Annotated in this window: 13 protein-coding genes; 8 read left to right on the forward strand and 5 right to left on the reverse strand. The window is 52.0% G+C overall.

Annotation, left to right across the window (positions count from 1 at the left end; all coding sequences use genetic code 11):
* The first annotated feature begins 208 nt into the window (after positions 1-208).
* Positions 209-1,465, forward strand: a complete 1,257-nt coding sequence (gene icd / locus G8770_RS06995; protein WP_167183911.1) for an NADP-dependent isocitrate dehydrogenase — start codon at positions 209-211, stop codon at positions 1,463-1,465.
* A gap of 253 nt (positions 1,466-1,718) precedes the next feature.
* On the opposite strand, the gene cspD is transcribed toward icd, so the two are convergent.
* Complete coding sequence (gene cspD / locus G8770_RS24355; RefSeq protein WP_167183914.1) at positions 1,719-2,015, reverse strand: cold shock domain-containing protein CspD; 297 nt, start codon at positions 2,013-2,015, stop codon at positions 1,719-1,721.
* A 270-nt stretch (positions 2,016-2,285) separates the two neighbouring features.
* On the opposite strand from cspD, the gene clpS reads away from it, so the two are divergent.
* Complete coding sequence (gene clpS / locus G8770_RS07005; protein WP_167183917.1) at positions 2,286-2,657, forward strand: ATP-dependent Clp protease adapter ClpS; 372 nt, start codon at positions 2,286-2,288, stop codon at positions 2,655-2,657.
* 42 nt (positions 2,658-2,699) lie between these two features.
* Complete coding sequence (gene clpA / locus G8770_RS07010) at positions 2,700-4,973, forward strand: ATP-dependent Clp protease ATP-binding subunit ClpA (protein ID WP_167183920.1); 2,274 nt, start codon at positions 2,700-2,702, stop codon at positions 4,971-4,973.
* Positions 4,974-5,223: 250 nt separating this feature from the next.
* Here the strand turns inward: clpA and infA are convergent, their stop codons facing one another.
* The 4 genes from infA to trxB all read right to left on the reverse strand — a co-directional run bounded on the left by infA (position 5,224) and on the right by trxB (position 8,201).
* Positions 5,224-5,442, reverse strand: coding sequence for a translation initiation factor IF-1 (gene infA, locus G8770_RS07015; protein WP_167183922.1), 219 nt, complete (start codon positions 5,440-5,442; stop codon positions 5,224-5,226).
* Positions 5,443-5,558: 116 nt separating this feature from the next.
* On the reverse strand, positions 5,559-6,266 hold the full coding sequence (locus tag G8770_RS07020; RefSeq protein WP_167183925.1) for an arginyltransferase: 708 nt from the start codon (positions 6,264-6,266) through the stop codon (positions 5,559-5,561).
* A gap of 25 nt (positions 6,267-6,291) precedes the next feature.
* Positions 6,292-7,047, reverse strand: a complete 756-nt coding sequence (gene aat / locus G8770_RS07025) for a leucyl/phenylalanyl-tRNA--protein transferase (protein WP_167183928.1) — start codon at positions 7,045-7,047, stop codon at positions 6,292-6,294.
* Between the two features lie 206 nt (positions 7,048-7,253).
* Entirely contained in the window at positions 7,254-8,201 is a 948-nt protein-coding gene (gene trxB / locus G8770_RS07030) for a thioredoxin-disulfide reductase (protein WP_167183931.1), read from the reverse strand.
* A 526-nt stretch (positions 8,202-8,727) separates the two neighbouring features.
* On the opposite strand from trxB, the gene G8770_RS07035 reads away from it, so the two are divergent.
* The 5 genes from G8770_RS07035 to serS all read left to right on the forward strand — a co-directional run bounded on the left by G8770_RS07035 (position 8,728) and on the right by serS (position 14,915).
* A complete protein-coding gene (locus tag G8770_RS07035) occupies positions 8,728-11,073 on the forward strand; it encodes a DNA translocase FtsK (RefSeq protein ID WP_279537114.1) in 2,346 nt (781 codons plus the stop codon).
* A gap of 146 nt (positions 11,074-11,219) precedes the next feature.
* Positions 11,220-11,846 carry an outer membrane lipoprotein periplasmic chaperone LolA gene (lolA, locus tag G8770_RS07040; protein WP_167183934.1) on the forward strand — a complete coding sequence of 209 codons (627 nt, stop codon included), beginning with the start codon at positions 11,220-11,222 and terminating at the stop codon, positions 11,844-11,846.
* Between the two features lie 37 nt (positions 11,847-11,883).
* Positions 11,884-13,221 carry a replication-associated recombination protein A gene (locus G8770_RS07045; protein ID WP_167183937.1) on the forward strand — a complete coding sequence of 446 codons (1,338 nt, stop codon included), beginning with the start codon at positions 11,884-11,886 and terminating at the stop codon, positions 13,219-13,221.
* Between the two features lie 29 nt (positions 13,222-13,250).
* On the forward strand, positions 13,251-13,625 hold the full coding sequence (gene crcB, locus G8770_RS07050) for a fluoride efflux transporter CrcB (RefSeq protein ID WP_167183940.1): 375 nt from the start codon (positions 13,251-13,253) through the stop codon (positions 13,623-13,625).
* Positions 13,626-13,637: 12 nt separating this feature from the next.
* Positions 13,638-14,915: a serine--tRNA ligase gene (serS, locus tag G8770_RS07055; protein WP_167183943.1), complete on the forward strand. Its 1,278-nt coding sequence runs from the start codon at positions 13,638-13,640 to the stop codon at positions 14,913-14,915.
* Positions 14,916-14,943 lie beyond the last annotated feature (28 nt).

Below are 14,943 nucleotides of genomic sequence, written 5' to 3' on the forward strand. Positions count from 1 at the left end.
CATATTTGCTGGGGCTTTTTTGTGTGTCTCTTCTCTGTCTCGATGCTCTGAAGCCAAATAGTTGTTGGTGGATTCTGCGCTGCCCCGGCTTGTTATTGGTCGCAGACGACTATAATCAGGGTATGCAAAGTACCGGCTGCAATCAGGGGCAATGGCCCACAGTGTCAGCTGTCCACTCAGAACTAACATCCCCCCATGGAGCAGAGCTATGGCGTATCAGCATATTCAGATCCCCACATCCGGTGAAAAGATCAAGGTAAACCAGGATATGTCGCTGGATGTCCCCGATCACCCCATCATTCCGTTTATTGAGGGGGATGGGATCGGTGTGGACATCACGCCAGTGATGAAAGATGTGACAGATGCCGCGGTGGCAAAAGCCTACGGGGGCCGTAAAAAAATTGCCTGGATGGAGGTGTATTGCGGTGAAAAAGCGGCTGATAAATATGAGGGGGACTGGTTTCCGGCGGAAACCCTCGAGGCCATCAAGGAATACATTGTGGGCATTAAGGGGCCGTTAACCACGCCGGTGGGTGGTGGTTTTCGATCACTGAATGTGGCTTTGCGACAGGAGATGGATCTCTATGTGTGTCAGCGCCCGGTACGTTGGTTTACCGGAGTGCCTTCGCCGGTGAAGGAACCGGACAAAACCAATATGGTGATTTTTCGCGAAAACTCGGAAGATATTTACGCGGGCATTGAGTATAAGGCCGGGACACCCGAGGCCAGCAAGGTGATCGATTTTCTGACCGGAGAAATGGGGGTCACTAAAATTCGGTTTCCCGAAAATTGTGGTATCGGCATCAAGCCCGTATCCGAGGAGGGGACTAAACGGTTGGTTCGCAAAGCTATTCAATACACGATTGATCAGGATTTGCCCTCTCTGACCCTTGTCCACAAGGGCAATATCATGAAATTTACTGAGGGAGCCTTTTGCGATTGGGGCTATGAGTTGGCGCGTGAGGAGTTTGGGGCTCAGCCCATTGACGGCGGTCCCTGGTGTTCGATGAAAAACCCCAACACCGGCAAAGAAATCATCGTTAAAGACGTAATTGCTGACGCCATGCTGCAGCAGGTATTGCTCCGACCCGCTGAATACAGCGTTATTGCGACCTTAAACCTCAATGGCGATTACCTGTCAGATGCATTAGCAGCACAAGTCGGAGGCATTGGCATCGCCCCGGGGGCCAACTTGTCGGATGAGGTGGCTCTGTTCGAAGCAACGCATGGGACGGCCCCCAAATACGCCGGCCAGGATAAGGTAAACCCGGGGTCCTTGATCTTGTCCGCTGAAATGATGCTGCGCCACCTGGGGTGGGGTGAAGCTGCTGACCTTATTGTCAAAGCGATGGAGGGCGCGATCGGCGCCAAGACGGTAACCTATGACTTTGAGCGCCTGATGGATGACGCGGAGCTGAAATCGTGTTCCGAATTTGGGGCAGAAATGATCAAGCATATGGGGTGATGGCTTCAGGCCGGCACACTAAGAGCTCAACGGGCATAAGGGGGCTGAGTCAGCCGCGGGCGCCTTTTGGGGGAGCCTGTGATATTGTCTGTTTGAGCGGATTGAGAGTGCGCCCTGTGAATTTGGGGCGAGAGAAGCCTTGGCGCGATTGTGCGGTCACGCCTATGATGCCTATACAGCTCGCCAAATTGCGCCCTCTGTACTTGTATAGGTCTACGGACTGTATGAAGGCTACGCCGGATGGTAAAGGTGGCTAGTTTATCGCTTCGGCTTTAGGGGTGTCGGCCACATTGGTTGGTGGCGGGCCAATCGCATCACCGGATGAGCCTTTGCTGGCATTCAGTTTGTTGGGGAGTTGTATGTTGCGAGCGTGAAGACCTTTGGCGCCCTGAGTGATCTCAAATGACACCGACTGACCGGCCTTGAGGGTTTTATAGCCTTCCATTTCAATCGCTGAGTAATGAGCAAAGAGGTCCTCTCCCCCCTCATCAGGCAAAATGAAGCCATATCCTTTCGCGTTATTGAACCACTTAACCGTACCTGTTGGCATAGTAGATCCCTTGATTTATACCCATGGTGGCAGTTGCGTCGACAAGTATTATTATTTTAAACAGCGGTGGTTTACGCCATTACTGTGCCTCGATAAAGGCACCTGAGCGCATGTTACTACCCGACTGATAACGGTATACTTTGAACTTCCTTGACACGTTCTCAACCCTTATATCGGACAAGTTTTTTTAAGTCAAGTGAAAAAATCAATCAAAACGCTGGCAAAGCGGCCAGCTTGTTGCATATTTGAGCGCCTAGGGCGAGGCTTTTAATGGGTAATCTTGAGAAACATAAACTAAGATTAAATAAGGATGACCACGACGACGAATACGCCGATGATATGGGGGTAGCGGTTCAGGAGTCCGAACCCCAGTTGAAGCGGCCTTCGATGTACAAAGTGGTGCTTCTCAACGATGACTATACTCCAATGGAGTTTGTTGTTGAGACACTGGAAGTGTTTTTTAGTATGAACAGGGAGCAGGCCACGAATGTGATGCTTACGGTCCATACCCAAGGGAAAGCGGTGTGCGGAGTCTTTACTCGTGATATCGCTGAAACTAAAGCGGCACAAGTGAATCAATATGCCAAAGAAAACGAGCATCCGCTGTTGTGTGAAATTGAAGCGGTTGAAGACGATGAATAGACCCTGTCTGTTCTGGAATTGTTGCTTTAGAGGTGATAGCCAATGCTGAGCAAAGATTTAGAAGTGACCTTAAATCTTGCCTTTAAGGGCGCGCGTTCAAAGCGCCATGAGTTTATGACGGTCGAGCACCTGTTGCTGGCCCTCATTGATAACGACTCGGCTGCGAGTGTGTTAAGGGCCTGTGGTGCTGATTTAAACATTCTGCGCAAAGATTTAATTGAGTTTGTGGATTCAACAACGCCACTCATTCCTGAGAACGACACCGAGCGAGAGACCCAGCCGACACTGGGCTTTCAGCGGGTGCTTCAGAGAGCGGTGTTTCATGTTCAGTCATCGGGTAAAAAGGAAGTCACCGGTGCGAATGTTCTGGTGGCGATCTTCAGTGAGCAGGAGAGCCAGGCGGTCTATTATCTGAAGCAGCAGAGCGTGGCTCGCATCGATGTGGTCAACTTTATCACTCACGGGATCTCCAAGGTGTCCGGTCACGACGACCATCATGAAGACCCGTCTCAGGATATCAGTGATGAAACCAGCATTGGCGGTGACTCTCCATCCCAAAGTCCGCTGGAATCCTACTCGACCAATCTCAACGAAGAGGCCATGTTAGGGCGCATTGATCCACTGATTGGGCGTCAGGATGAAGTTGAGCGGGTCAGCCAGATTTTGACTCGCCGACGCAAGAATAACCCCTTGCTGGTGGGGGAGTCGGGTGTCGGTAAAACGGCTATCGCTGAAGGTTTGGCCAAGCGTATCGTGGATGGCGAAGTGCCAGAGATTTTGCAGGACAGCGTTGTGTATTCCCTGGATCTGGGCTCCTTGCTCGCTGGTACCAAGTATCGCGGTGACTTTGAGAAGCGCTTTAAGGGCTTGTTGGCGGAACTGAAAAAGCAGGATCATGCCATTTTGTTCATTGATGAGATTCACACCATCATCGGTGCCGGGGCAGCGTCTGGAGGCGTAATGGACGCGTCGAACCTGTTGAAGCCGCTGTTGACGTCAGGTGATATCCGCTGCGTGGGGTCCACTACTTTTCAGGAATATCGCGGTATTTTTGAAAAGGATCGTGCACTTTCCCGCCGTTTTCAAAAAGTGGATGTCAGTGAGCCCAATGCCGAGGATACCTATTTAATTCTCAAGGGGTTGAAGAGCCGTTTTGAGGAGCATCACAATTTACGTTATACCGATACAGCCTTAAAAGCGGCGGCGGATTTGTCCGAGCGTTACATCCCTGATCGGTTTATGCCGGATAAAGCCATCGATGTCATTGATGAGGCGGGTGCCTATCAGCAATTACTGCCGCCGTCGAAGCGCAAGAAGGTGATTGGGGTGCAGGACATTGAGGCGGTTGTGGCCAAGATTGCGAGAATTCCGCCAAAGAGCGTTTCCTCATCGGACCGCGATCAGCTGCGGCATCTGGATGAAAATCTGAAGATGACCGTGTTTGGCCAGGATGAAGCCATTGATGCGCTTTCGACTTCGATCAAGCTGTCCCGAGCTGGCCTGAATGTGGCGGACAAGCCTATTGGTTCCTTCCTTTTTGCGGGGCCAACCGGTGTGGGTAAAACCGAGCTGTGCAAACAGCTGGCGACCACCATGGGTGTGGAATTGATCCGTTTTGATATGTCCGAATACATGGAGCGCCACACCGTATCCCGTTTGATCGGTGCGCCACCCGGATATGTTGGGTTTGACCAGGGCGGGCTGTTAACCGACTCTGTCACCAAGCACCCGCACAGCGTGGTGTTGCTTGACGAAATCGAGAAAGCCCATCCGGAGGTCTTTAACTTATTGTTGCAGGTGATGGATCATGGCACCTTGACGGACAATAATGGCCGCAAGGCGGATTTTCGTAACGTCATTCTGATTATGACCACGAACGCCGGTGCTGAGGAAATGAGTCGTGCATCCATCGGTTTCAAGCGCCAGGATCACACCTCAGACGGCATGGAGATCATCAAGAAAATGTTCACTCCAGAGTTTAGAAACCGGTTGGACTCCATTATCCAGTTTGGTTCATTGAGTCTGGATGTGATCAAAACCGTGGTCGACAAGTTCCTGGTTCAACTGCAGTCCCAGCTGGATGACAAGCGTGTGACTTTGGAGGTCAGTGACGAGGCTAGAGAGTGGTTGGCGATTCATGGGTATGACGAAAAAATGGGCGCGCGTCCCATGGCTCGATTGATCCAGGAAAAGCTCAAAAAACCTTTGGCTGAAGAGGTGCTGTTTGGTGATCTGTCCACCAACGGGGGTGTTGTTGAGGTTGTTGTCGAAGACGATGACCTGGCCTTGAAGGTGGAGGTTACAGCGACGGCTTGAGGTGATGATACCTTGAGGCTTAATCCCGGAAATTCGGTGGTTGAGCCTCAGGGGCAGGACGCCGACACTGAAATGTCGGCGGTCACTGCGTGTGACATCGTGGCATCGAATATTTTTGCTGGGCTCCCACTTTTAAGCGACAGGCAGGAAAACCCTCAGGCACACAAAAGGTTGCGTGTCGAAGAGGGTAACTGGGAGTGTCTGGATGTGGATAGCAGATGCCTGTCAGCATCCGGGTACAAGCAGAAACTTATCGGGCGCGGTAAGTGATGCGGCCTTTGCTGAGATCGTAAGGTGTTAATTCCACCTTAACTTTATCGCCAGTCAGAATGCGGATGTAGTTCTTACGCATTTTACCTGAGATGTGGGCGATCACGACGTGGCCGTTTTCCAGCTTTACTTTAAACGTGGTGTTTGGCAGGGTGTCTACGACTTCCCCTTCCATTTCAAAATTATCTTCTTTTGCCATTCGGCAATGTCCTCAATTACGATGAAATCTGGTGCCCGGATTTGAGCAGGCGTGAATTGTGCCTGAAAACACTTCCATAGCCAAGGGCTGGGGCGATATAAAGCTTCAGGGACGAATTAATTTAACCGCACCCAGCGCTTATCAACCAGCAGTTCCAGTGGTCGGTACTGGGTTTTGTAGTTCATTTTGTCACATTTTTTAATCCAGTAGCCCAAGTACAGGCTGTCCAGGTTGAGGCTTTTCGCAAGCTCAATTTGCCAGAGGATGGCGAAGGCCCCGAGGCTGCGGCGCTCTTCCTGAGGGTCAAAAAAGGTATAAACGGCGGAGTAGCCGTTGTCCATCCGGTCACAGACGGCCACCGCCAACAATCTACCCTGATGCCTGAATTCCAGGTACTCGGTTACGCCCCATTCGCGGGTCAAAAAACCGGTGTATTGTTCCCTGGAGGGTGGGTACATATCGCCGTCGGAATGACGTTGCTCAATATAGTTGGCATAGAGGGCGTAATGCTCGGGGGTGTCTATGTCCAAACTGCTGGAGACCAGTAAATCGGCGTTGCGGTTCCAGCAGCGCCTTTGCTTGCGGTCTTTGATGAATTCTTTGACCGGAACCCGGGCCGCCAGACAGGCGTTACAGTGTTGGCAGTGAGGCCGATAAAGGTGTTTGCCGCTGCGTCTGAAGCCGTTCTCGGAAAGAGCACTGTAGAGGCTGGCGTCCACTTTGAAGTTGGGGTCCACAAATACGGTGGTGGCTTCTTCGTCCGGTAGGTAGCTGCAGCCGTGTGGGTGGGTTGCAAACAAGCGAATATTAGCTAAATCGGTCATGCCAGAGCCTTCGTGGGCAAGGAGATTAAGCGAAAGAGGTGCCCAATGCGGTGGGCCACTGAGCCCTCAGTGCAGTGTTACTAACGTTGTCACAAATGGAGCTGATGTTGTCACTAGTATGATTACTAATATAGTGTAACAGGTAATTTTCGAATGTTTCGCGGTCTATTTCTTTTGCCCCCAAACTGGCAAGGTGGCCAGTGTGAACCTGGCAGTCGATCAACCGAAAATCCAGTTTTTCCAGCGCTTTAATCAACGTAATAAAACCGTATTTGGAGGCGTTGCTGGTGCGGCTGAACATCGATTCACCAAAAAACACTTTTCCCAGGGCAACCCCGTAGAGACCGCCAACCAAAGTTTGACCCTCCCAAACTTCTACCGAGTGAGCGTACCCCAGCTGATGAAGTTGGCAGTAGGCATTCACAATGTCTTCAGTGATCCAGGTTCCGTCCTGTTGCTCTCGCGGTTGTGCGCAGGCGTTAACCACCTGTGCGAAGGCGGTATCTGTGGTGACTCGAAAAGCCGATTTGCGCAGTAATTTGGCCATGCTTTTGGAGACATGGAGCTCTGCGGGTATCAGGATAAGGCGTGGCGAAGGGCTCCACCAAAGTATGGGTTGTGTTTCGTCATACCAAGGGAAGATGCCGCGCTGATAGGCTGTTATCAGTCGCTCGGGGCTCAGGTCTCCTCCGGCCGCCAAAAGTCCGTTAGGGTCTTTTAGTGCGTGACTGGTGGGGGGGAAGTCGATGGTACTGCTGGATAACCAGGGTAGATGGCTCATACGCGGGCTAATGGATTCATCCTGAAAGTGAACAAGCTGAAGATGCCCGGTACCGGTGAGTGGCGGGGCTGATTGTACGTGTGCTCACGGCTGGACAAGGAGGGCATCATGTTAGTAAGGGGTTCTGTTTGGACTCCACAAACAGTTAAGCAGCTGGACAACCGAATTTCACGGTTGGGCAGCTGCCGAACTCTTACCGTGTGGTGTTACTGATTGTCCAGAAACTTCTCGGCATCCAGTGCCGCCATACAGCCGGCGCCTGCGGAGGTAATGGCCTGGCGGTAAACATGATCGCCCACATCACCGGCAGCAAAGACGCCCGGTACGCTGGTGGCGGTGGCATCACCGTTCAGACCACTTTTGATGGTGATGTAACCGTCTTTCATGTCGAGCTGGCCAGCAAAGATATCGGTGTTTGGCTTGTGACCAATGGCAATAAATACGCCGGCGACATCAATCTCTTGAATGCTGTCATCTTTCATGCTGCGCAGGCGCAAACCCGTGACGCCCGATTCATCGCCTGTGACCTCGTCCAGGGTGTGATCCCAGATGATGTTGACGTTGCCGTTTTTGGCTTTTTCGAGAATTTTATCTTGTAAAATCTTCTCGGAACGGAGTGTGTCGCGACGGTGAATCAAGGTGACTTCGGCAGCAATATTGGACAGGTAGAGCGCTTCTTCCACGGCAGTGTTGCCGCCGCCGACAACGGCTACCTTTTGATTGCGGTAGAAAAAGCCGTCACAGGTTGCACAAGCGCTTACGCCTTTGCCCATATAGGCCTCTTCCGAGGGGAGTCCCAAGTACTGAGCCGACGCACCGGTGGCAATCACCAGGGCGTCACAGGTGTAGGTATTACTGCCTTTCAGGGTGAAAGGTCGCTGCGACAGGTCGGCTTCATGGATGTGGTCGAAAATGATTTCGGTGTCGAAACGCTCAGCATGTTGCTGCATCTGTACCATCAGGTCAGGGCCCTGAAGATCGGCCGGGCCACCGGGCCAGTTTTCTACTTCTGTGGTGGTGGTCAGCTGACCACCTTGTTGCATACCCGTGATAACAACAGGTTTCAGGTTGGCTCGGGCCGCGTAAACAGCGGCTGTGTAGCCCGCCGGGCCTGAACCCAGAATGATGATCTGATGATGCTGAGCGTCACTCATGGTGGTTTCCTAATAAATAGTCAAATCAAAAAGTGGGCTAATGATAGGGAAATCTTGACAGGAGAACTAGTAGCCATGGGCAATTAAGTCCATTGGCTGCGTCTATGTCCGGCCTAAGCGACAGGGTTTTCCGCAGGTTGTCGTCATAGCGCTCCAAACGGATGAATTTTGCTCCACTGAGGGGTGGGGTTGCCCGGTGATAGACAGCGAAAAAGCCGCAGCCGACTCATGCTTCGAAGAATTTGGGGCTGATCAGGGGGGCAGTGTCGACCACCAGACAAATAAGGAATAAAAAGCCGGTCAACAAGGGACAAATTCGGCAGGAATGATAGAATGATCGCAATATTAATAACTTAGCGTCAATATTAACAAATTGTTGGAGGTTGTCGGGCGTTCAGGTGCCCGTGATCCGCGTGACTGGTTGGGCCAAAGTCAGGCCGATAATCTGAAGCCGCTAAGCAAATGTCAGGTTACAAGCTGAACACAAACGTCTCCTACAAAACAAGTGTCAACACTGGGTGAATCATTGAAATCCTCTAACAACACAGCAGTCCAGAAGAACGATTCCACACGGGCCGTGCCTTTACGCATTGTGAAAGAAGGCGCGCTGATCGGCTTGGTGGCACTGTGCCTCTACATTTTGATGGCGCTGGTGACTTACTCGCCAACCGATCCCGGTTGGTCCCGAACCGCCACCGGTGACAGTTTACAAAATGCCGGTGGGGTCTTTGGGGCCTGGCTGGGTGATGTGTTTTATTCCTTGTTTGGTTACATGGCGTTTTTGTTTCCGGTGTTAATTGCCTATCGAGCATGGCTGGTCTTCCGGGATCGAACGCACCCGGTGCCCTTTGATCTGGTGGTCGCGGGGTTACGTTTCGTGGGGTTCATCCTAGTGATGTTGTCTGCCACGGCACTGGCTTCGATGTACTATGGCACGGGTTCATCCGAATTGCCTTTTTCCAATGGCGGCATTCTTGGTTCCAGTGTCGCGGCCGGGGTTGAGGCGGCATTCAGTTATACCGGTGGCACCTTACTGCTGCTGGCGGTATTCCTGTTTGGGATGACGGTTTTTACGGATTTGTCCTGGCTGGGATTGATGGACAATATAGGCCGGTTGACGCTATCGGGTTTGGAAAACCTGGGGGCTCGCTGGCGTAAGTCCAGACAAGAGCGAGCTGAGAAACAGAAAGTGGCAAAAGTGCAAACGGAGCGTCGTATTGCCGTTGAGCGCCAGGTCGAAAAACAGAAGGTGCGGATTCCTCCGACGATTACGGAGCCGGTTAAAAAAGCCAAGCCAAGCCCACGACTGGAAAAGGAAAAACAGACTTCACTGTTCGATACGCAGGTGGTGGGTGAGCTGCCGCCGATCAGTTTGTTGGACCCTGCGGATAAAGCCAGCGGCAAGGGGTATTCCAAAGAATCCCTGGAGGCAATGTCACGGCTGCTGGAATTAAAGTTGAAAGATTTTAATGTGGAGGCCGAGGTCGTTTCCGTTTTGCCCGGACCGGTGGTTACCCGCTTTGAGTTGCAGCCTGCAGCGGGGGTCAAGGCGAGTCGTATTACTAACTTGGCCAAAGATCTGGCACGTTCGCTGGCGGTTATCAGTGTGCGAGTGGTTGAGGTTATCCCGGGCAAATCGGTGGTAGGGATTGAGATTCCCAACGAGCACAGGGAAATGGTCCGACTCAGTGAGGTCCTGTCATCGGAGGTTTATGACAGTTCCAGGTCGGTGCTGACCATGGCTCTGGGGCATGACATTGAAGGGCAGCCAATTGTGGCTGACCTGGCTAAAATGCCCCACTTGCTGGTCGCCGGGACTACAGGTTCCGGTAAGTCGGTGGGCGTGAACGTGATGCTGTTGAGTTTACTGTACAAGTCCACGCCGAAGGAGGTCCGACTGATTCTGGTTGACCCCAAAATGTTGGAGCTGTCTATTTATGAGGGCATTCCCCATCTGTTGACACCCGTCATTACCGACATGAAAGACGCCGCCAACGGCTTGCGTTGGAGTGTTGGCGAAATGGAGCGTCGCTATAAATTGATGGCGGCGATGGGGGTTCGAAACCTTGCCGGTTTTAACCGCAAAGTCGAAGAAGCGAACAAAAAAGGTGAGCCGATTCCCGATCCATTGTGGGTGCCTGAAGATCACTTTGAAGCGGGCTCAGTAGAAGCTACCGCGCCGAATTTGGAAACCCTGCCCGCGATTGTCATTGTGATCGACGAATTTGCTGACATGATGATGATTGTCGGCAAAAAGGTGGAACAACTGATTGCGCGCATCGCTCAAAAAGCCCGTGCGGCGGGGATCCACTTAATACTGGCAACACAGCGCCCTTCAGTGGATGTAATCACCGGCTTGATTAAAGCCAACGTACCGACACGTATTGCCTTTCAGGTGTCCTCCAAAATTGATTCGCGTACTATTCTTGATCAGGGGGGGGCAGAACAGCTACTGGGGCATGGCGACATGCTGTACCTGCCTCCAGGTACCAGTGTCCCATTGCGAGTACACGGTGCCTTTGTGGATGATCACGAAGTCCACAAAGTGGTAGAAGACTGGAAGCGTCGCGGGGAACCCGATTATCTGGAGGGCGTCATCGATGAAAGCACCAACAGCATTCCGGTCCCTGGTCTGGCCTCTGAGGGGGGAGAAGAGGGCGGCAATGACGAGTCTGACCCGTTATACGATGAAGCGGTGGCGTTTGTCTGCAAAACCCGCAAGGCATCTATCTCCTCTGTACAGCGAAAATTGCGGGTGGGTTATAACCGCGCGGCCCGGTTGATCGAAACTATGGAGGCGGCAGGTGTTGTCAGCGAAATGGGGACCAATGGCAATCGCGAGGTTTTGGCCCCCCCGGGTCCAGAGCATTAATGGTTTGTTCATGAGCAGGGCCTTATGCTTGTGACCTGATCGAAAATCACAGAGATTTATGGATCAGGATGAGTTTAGGAGTGTTCATTTGGCGCTCCTTACAGTTTTCAATGCTATTTTTCGCATTTCCTTCAGGGTTTGATTGTATGAAAAATATAAGGATGTTGGCTCTTACCGTATTGACCGTTTGGTGGGGGGCATGTGCGTCGAATGCTTTTGCCGCGTCTGCGGCAGAGAAGCTAACCGAACAGCTTGCGCCATTGACCGCGATTACTGGCCGCTTTACGCAAATTCAGAAAGATGCTGAAGGCGACGTGTTCTCACGTTCCAGTGGCACGTTTACCATGCAGCGCCCAGGTATGCTGCGCTGGGAGACGCTGGAACCTTTCCCTCAATTACTGGTGACCGACGGCAATAAAATCTGGCTCTACGATGAAGATCTGGAGCAGGTCACCATCAGCTCAGTGGATGAGCAATTGAATCAGACGCCTGCGATTATTTTTTCCGGTGAACTGAAGCAGATCAAACAGCAATTTGATGTTTACACTAAGGACGGAGCCCGTTTTAGCCTGAAACCCAAAGGGTCGGGAGAAGTGTATCAGCGATTGGATATTGAGTTTGAAAACAACCTGATTAAGCGCATGATGATTCTCGATGGGTTTGGCCAAACGACTGAATTTGCCTTGACGGATGTGACTGCTACAGCCGTAAAACCACTCAGTCACTTTCAATTTCAAGCGCCGCAAGGCACTGACGTTCTGGTACACGAGTGATTCCGCAAACTATTTTTGAGCATGATTGACGGCAGGCATGAACGATTTATTTGCAAAAGAATTGTATCAGCCGCTGGCCGCTCGCATGCGACCGAGGCACCCTGACGAATACATCGGCCAGGATCACTTGTTCTCGCCGGGTAAGCCTCTGCGGGAATCCATTGTGCGCAAGCAATTGCACTCTATGGTGTTGTGGGGGCCACCGGGGGTGGGCAAAACCTCGATGGCAAAGATGATCGCTGAAATCAGTGATGCCCATTTTGAAAGTATTTCTGCGGTGTTGGCCGGTGTTAAGGATATCCGCACTGCTGTTGCCACTGCGCAGCAATTGCAACAGCAGTCGGGTCAAAAAACCATCTTGTTCGTGGATGAGGTACATCGCTTCAATAAAGCCCAGCAGGATGCGTTTTTACCTTATGTTGAAGATGGCACGGTTATTTTCATAGGCGCCACCACGGAAAACCCCTCGTTTTCGTTGAATAATGCTTTGCTGTCGCGCTCGCGTGTCTATGTTTTACGGGCGCTGGAACATCCGCATTTGATGCAGATGTTGCGTCAGGCATTGACTGATTCTGACCGGGGATTAGGGGCAGAGCCTTTTTCCATTGAGGATGATTTGCTCAGTACCCTGGCACACGCCGCTGACGGTGATGGTCGCAAAGCACTCAATTTGCTGGAAGTGGCCAGCGACTTGGTGGATGAGATTGACGGGGCTAAAGTCATTACCGAGTCGGTGGTGCAAGAGATCCTTGCCAACGACGTGCGGCGCTTTGATAAAGGCGGTGATGTCTTTTATGAGCAGATTTCGGCACTGCACAAATCCGTGCGTGGCTCCTCTGCCGATGGGGCTCTCTACTGGTTTGCCAGAATGATCGATGGTGGCTGTGATCCCCTCTACATTGCTCGACGCGTGGTGCGTATGGCGAGTGAAGAGGTGGGCAATGCCGATCCCCGCGCCTTGCAGATATGCTTGAATGCCTGGGAAACCCAAGAGCGGCTTGGCAGCCCAGAAGGGGAGTTGGCCATCGCACAGGCGTTAGTCTATCTGGCGGCAGCCCCCAAAAGTAATGCGGTATATAAGGCTTTCAACGAGGCTATGGCAGATGTAAAATCCCAGCCCAGCCACGAAGTTCCGATTCATCTACGGAATGCGCCGACTAAATTGATGAAATCACTGGATTATGGCGCTGAGTATCGCTATGCCCACGATGAACCTGGTGCCTATGCGGCCGGCGAGTGCTATTTTCCACAGGAGCTGGAACCGCGCAATTACTATCGCCCCGTGGATCGAGGGTTGGAGCAGAAAATTGGCGAGAAGCTGCGTTATTTGGAAGAGTGTGATAAAGCGAGTCGCTGGAAGCGTTACCACGAGTAAATCGGCTCAACAAGCCTGAAGGGATGACAATGACTTGGTTAGCAGTCGCAATTGGTGGTGCCATAGGGGCAATGGGTCGCTTTGCGGTGACCGCCTATACTTTTCCTTTGTTAGCGAATCGCTTTCCTCTGGGAACCTTGACTGTCAACGTGCTGGGCTCACTGTTGATGGGTGTGTGTTATGTCCTGATTATTGAAAAAAGTGTGTTGTCCCCTGAGTGGCGTAACCTTTTGATGACTGGTTTTTTGGGGGCGTTTACCACTTTTTCCACCTTCGCTCTTGATGCCGTGACCCTCTGGCAAAATGGTCACGGACAGTTAGCCTTGATTTATATTGCCATCAGTGTTTGTGCCTGTGTGTTAGCGGTAGCCGTGGGCATTGAATGTACATTACGACTCGTTTAATTGGTTAGAACTATGCTTGACCCCAAATTTATACGCACCAACCCCGAAGAAATCGCCAACGCCTTAATCAAAAAAGGTTTCACTCTGGACGTGGCGTCGCTGATTTCGCTGGAGGAAGAGCGCAAAGCGATCCAGGTGAAAACGGAAAGCCTGCAGCAGGAGCGTAATACCCGTTCCAAAGGCATTGGTCAGGCGAAAGCGAAGGGCGAGGACATTGCGCCACTGCTGAAAGAAGTGGATGACCTGAAACAACAGCTTGCCGATGCCGAGGCACAGTTAAACACCATCCAGCTGCAGATGGACACGATCCTCAGCGGTGTACCCAATGTTCCTGCCGATGATGTGCCCGAAGGCACGGATGAAGATGACAACGTTGAAATCCGGCGTTGGGGTGAGCCCAGAACATTTGACTTCGAAGTGAAGGACCATGTCGATCTGGGGGCTTCTCTGGGAGGGCTGGATTTCGATACCGCGTCTAAAATCACCGGTTCTCGCTTTGCCGTGATGCAGGGCGGCGTAGCCAGGCTGCATCGTGCCCTGACGCAGTTCATGTTGAACACCCACACCGGGGATCACGGTTATGAAGAGGTCTATGTGCCTTATGTGGTCAATCGTGATTCTTTGTACGGTACCGGGCAGCTGCCAAAATTTGAAGACGACCTGTTCAAACTGGACGATGAGCGCGAATTTTACTTGATCCCGACGGCCGAAGTGCCGGTGACGAATATTCTGCGCAACGAAATTGTGCGGGATGAAGCGCGGTTGCCGATAAAATACGTGTGTCACACGCCGTGTTTCCGCTCCGAGGCTGGCAGCCACGGTCGTGACACGCGCGGCATGATTCGTCAGCATCAGTTTGAGAAGGTTGAACTGGTACAGTTTGTTAAACCTGAAGATTCGGATGCCGCTTTGGAACAGCTCACCGGTCACGCCGAAGCCATCTTGCAGGCCCTTGGGTTGCCTTACCGCACGGTTATATTGTGCGGTGGGGACTTGGGGTTCTCCGCGGCGAAAACCTTCGACATTGAAGTTTGGGTGCCCTCTCAGGACAAGTACCGGGAAATCTCTTCCTGCAGTACCTTCAGGGATTTTCAGGCTCGCCGGATGAAGGCGCGCTTCAAAAATGCCGAAACCGGTAAAACTGAATTGCTGCACACCCTCAACGGCTCCGGTTTGGCGGTGGGGCGCACCTTGATCGCTGTGCTGGAAAATTACCAACAGGCTGACGGCAGCGTTATTATTCCCGACGTCCTCAAGCCCTACATGGGTGGGATTGAGACGATCGGTTAATCCGGTTTATTGCTGATCACAGAGCCAA

Origin of the sequence: Pseudomaricurvus hydrocarbonicus, assembly GCF_011602365.1 — a bacterium.
Classification (GTDB): Bacteria; Pseudomonadota; Gammaproteobacteria; order Pseudomonadales; family Cellvibrionaceae; genus Pseudomaricurvus; species Pseudomaricurvus hydrocarbonicus.

Coding starts and splice junctions, on each gene's coding strand:
- icd (WP_167183911.1), top strand. CDS start 209: ATGGCGTATCAGCATATTCAGATCCCCACATCCGGTGAAAAGATCAAG.
- cspD (WP_167183914.1), bottom strand. CDS start 2,015: ATGCCAACAGGTACGGTTAAGTGGTTCAATAACGCGAAAGGATATGGC.
- clpS (WP_167183917.1), top strand. CDS start 2,286: ATGGGTAATCTTGAGAAACATAAACTAAGATTAAATAAGGATGACCAC.
- clpA (WP_167183920.1), top strand. CDS start 2,700: ATGCTGAGCAAAGATTTAGAAGTGACCTTAAATCTTGCCTTTAAGGGC.
- infA (WP_167183922.1), bottom strand. CDS start 5,442: ATGGCAAAAGAAGATAATTTTGAAATGGAAGGGGAAGTCGTAGACACC.
- G8770_RS07020 (WP_167183925.1), bottom strand. CDS start 6,266: ATGACCGATTTAGCTAATATTCGCTTGTTTGCAACCCACCCACACGGC.
- aat (WP_167183928.1), bottom strand. CDS start 7,047: ATGAGCCATCTACCCTGGTTATCCAGCAGTACCATCGACTTCCCCCCC.
- trxB (WP_167183931.1), bottom strand. CDS start 8,201: ATGAGTGACGCTCAGCATCATCAGATCATCATTCTGGGTTCAGGCCCG.
- lolA (WP_167183934.1), top strand. CDS start 11,220: ATGAAAAATATAAGGATGTTGGCTCTTACCGTATTGACCGTTTGGTGG.
- G8770_RS07045 (WP_167183937.1), top strand. CDS start 11,884: ATGAACGATTTATTTGCAAAAGAATTGTATCAGCCGCTGGCCGCTCGC.
- crcB (WP_167183940.1), top strand. CDS start 13,251: ATGACTTGGTTAGCAGTCGCAATTGGTGGTGCCATAGGGGCAATGGGT.
- serS (WP_167183943.1), top strand. CDS start 13,638: ATGCTTGACCCCAAATTTATACGCACCAACCCCGAAGAAATCGCCAAC.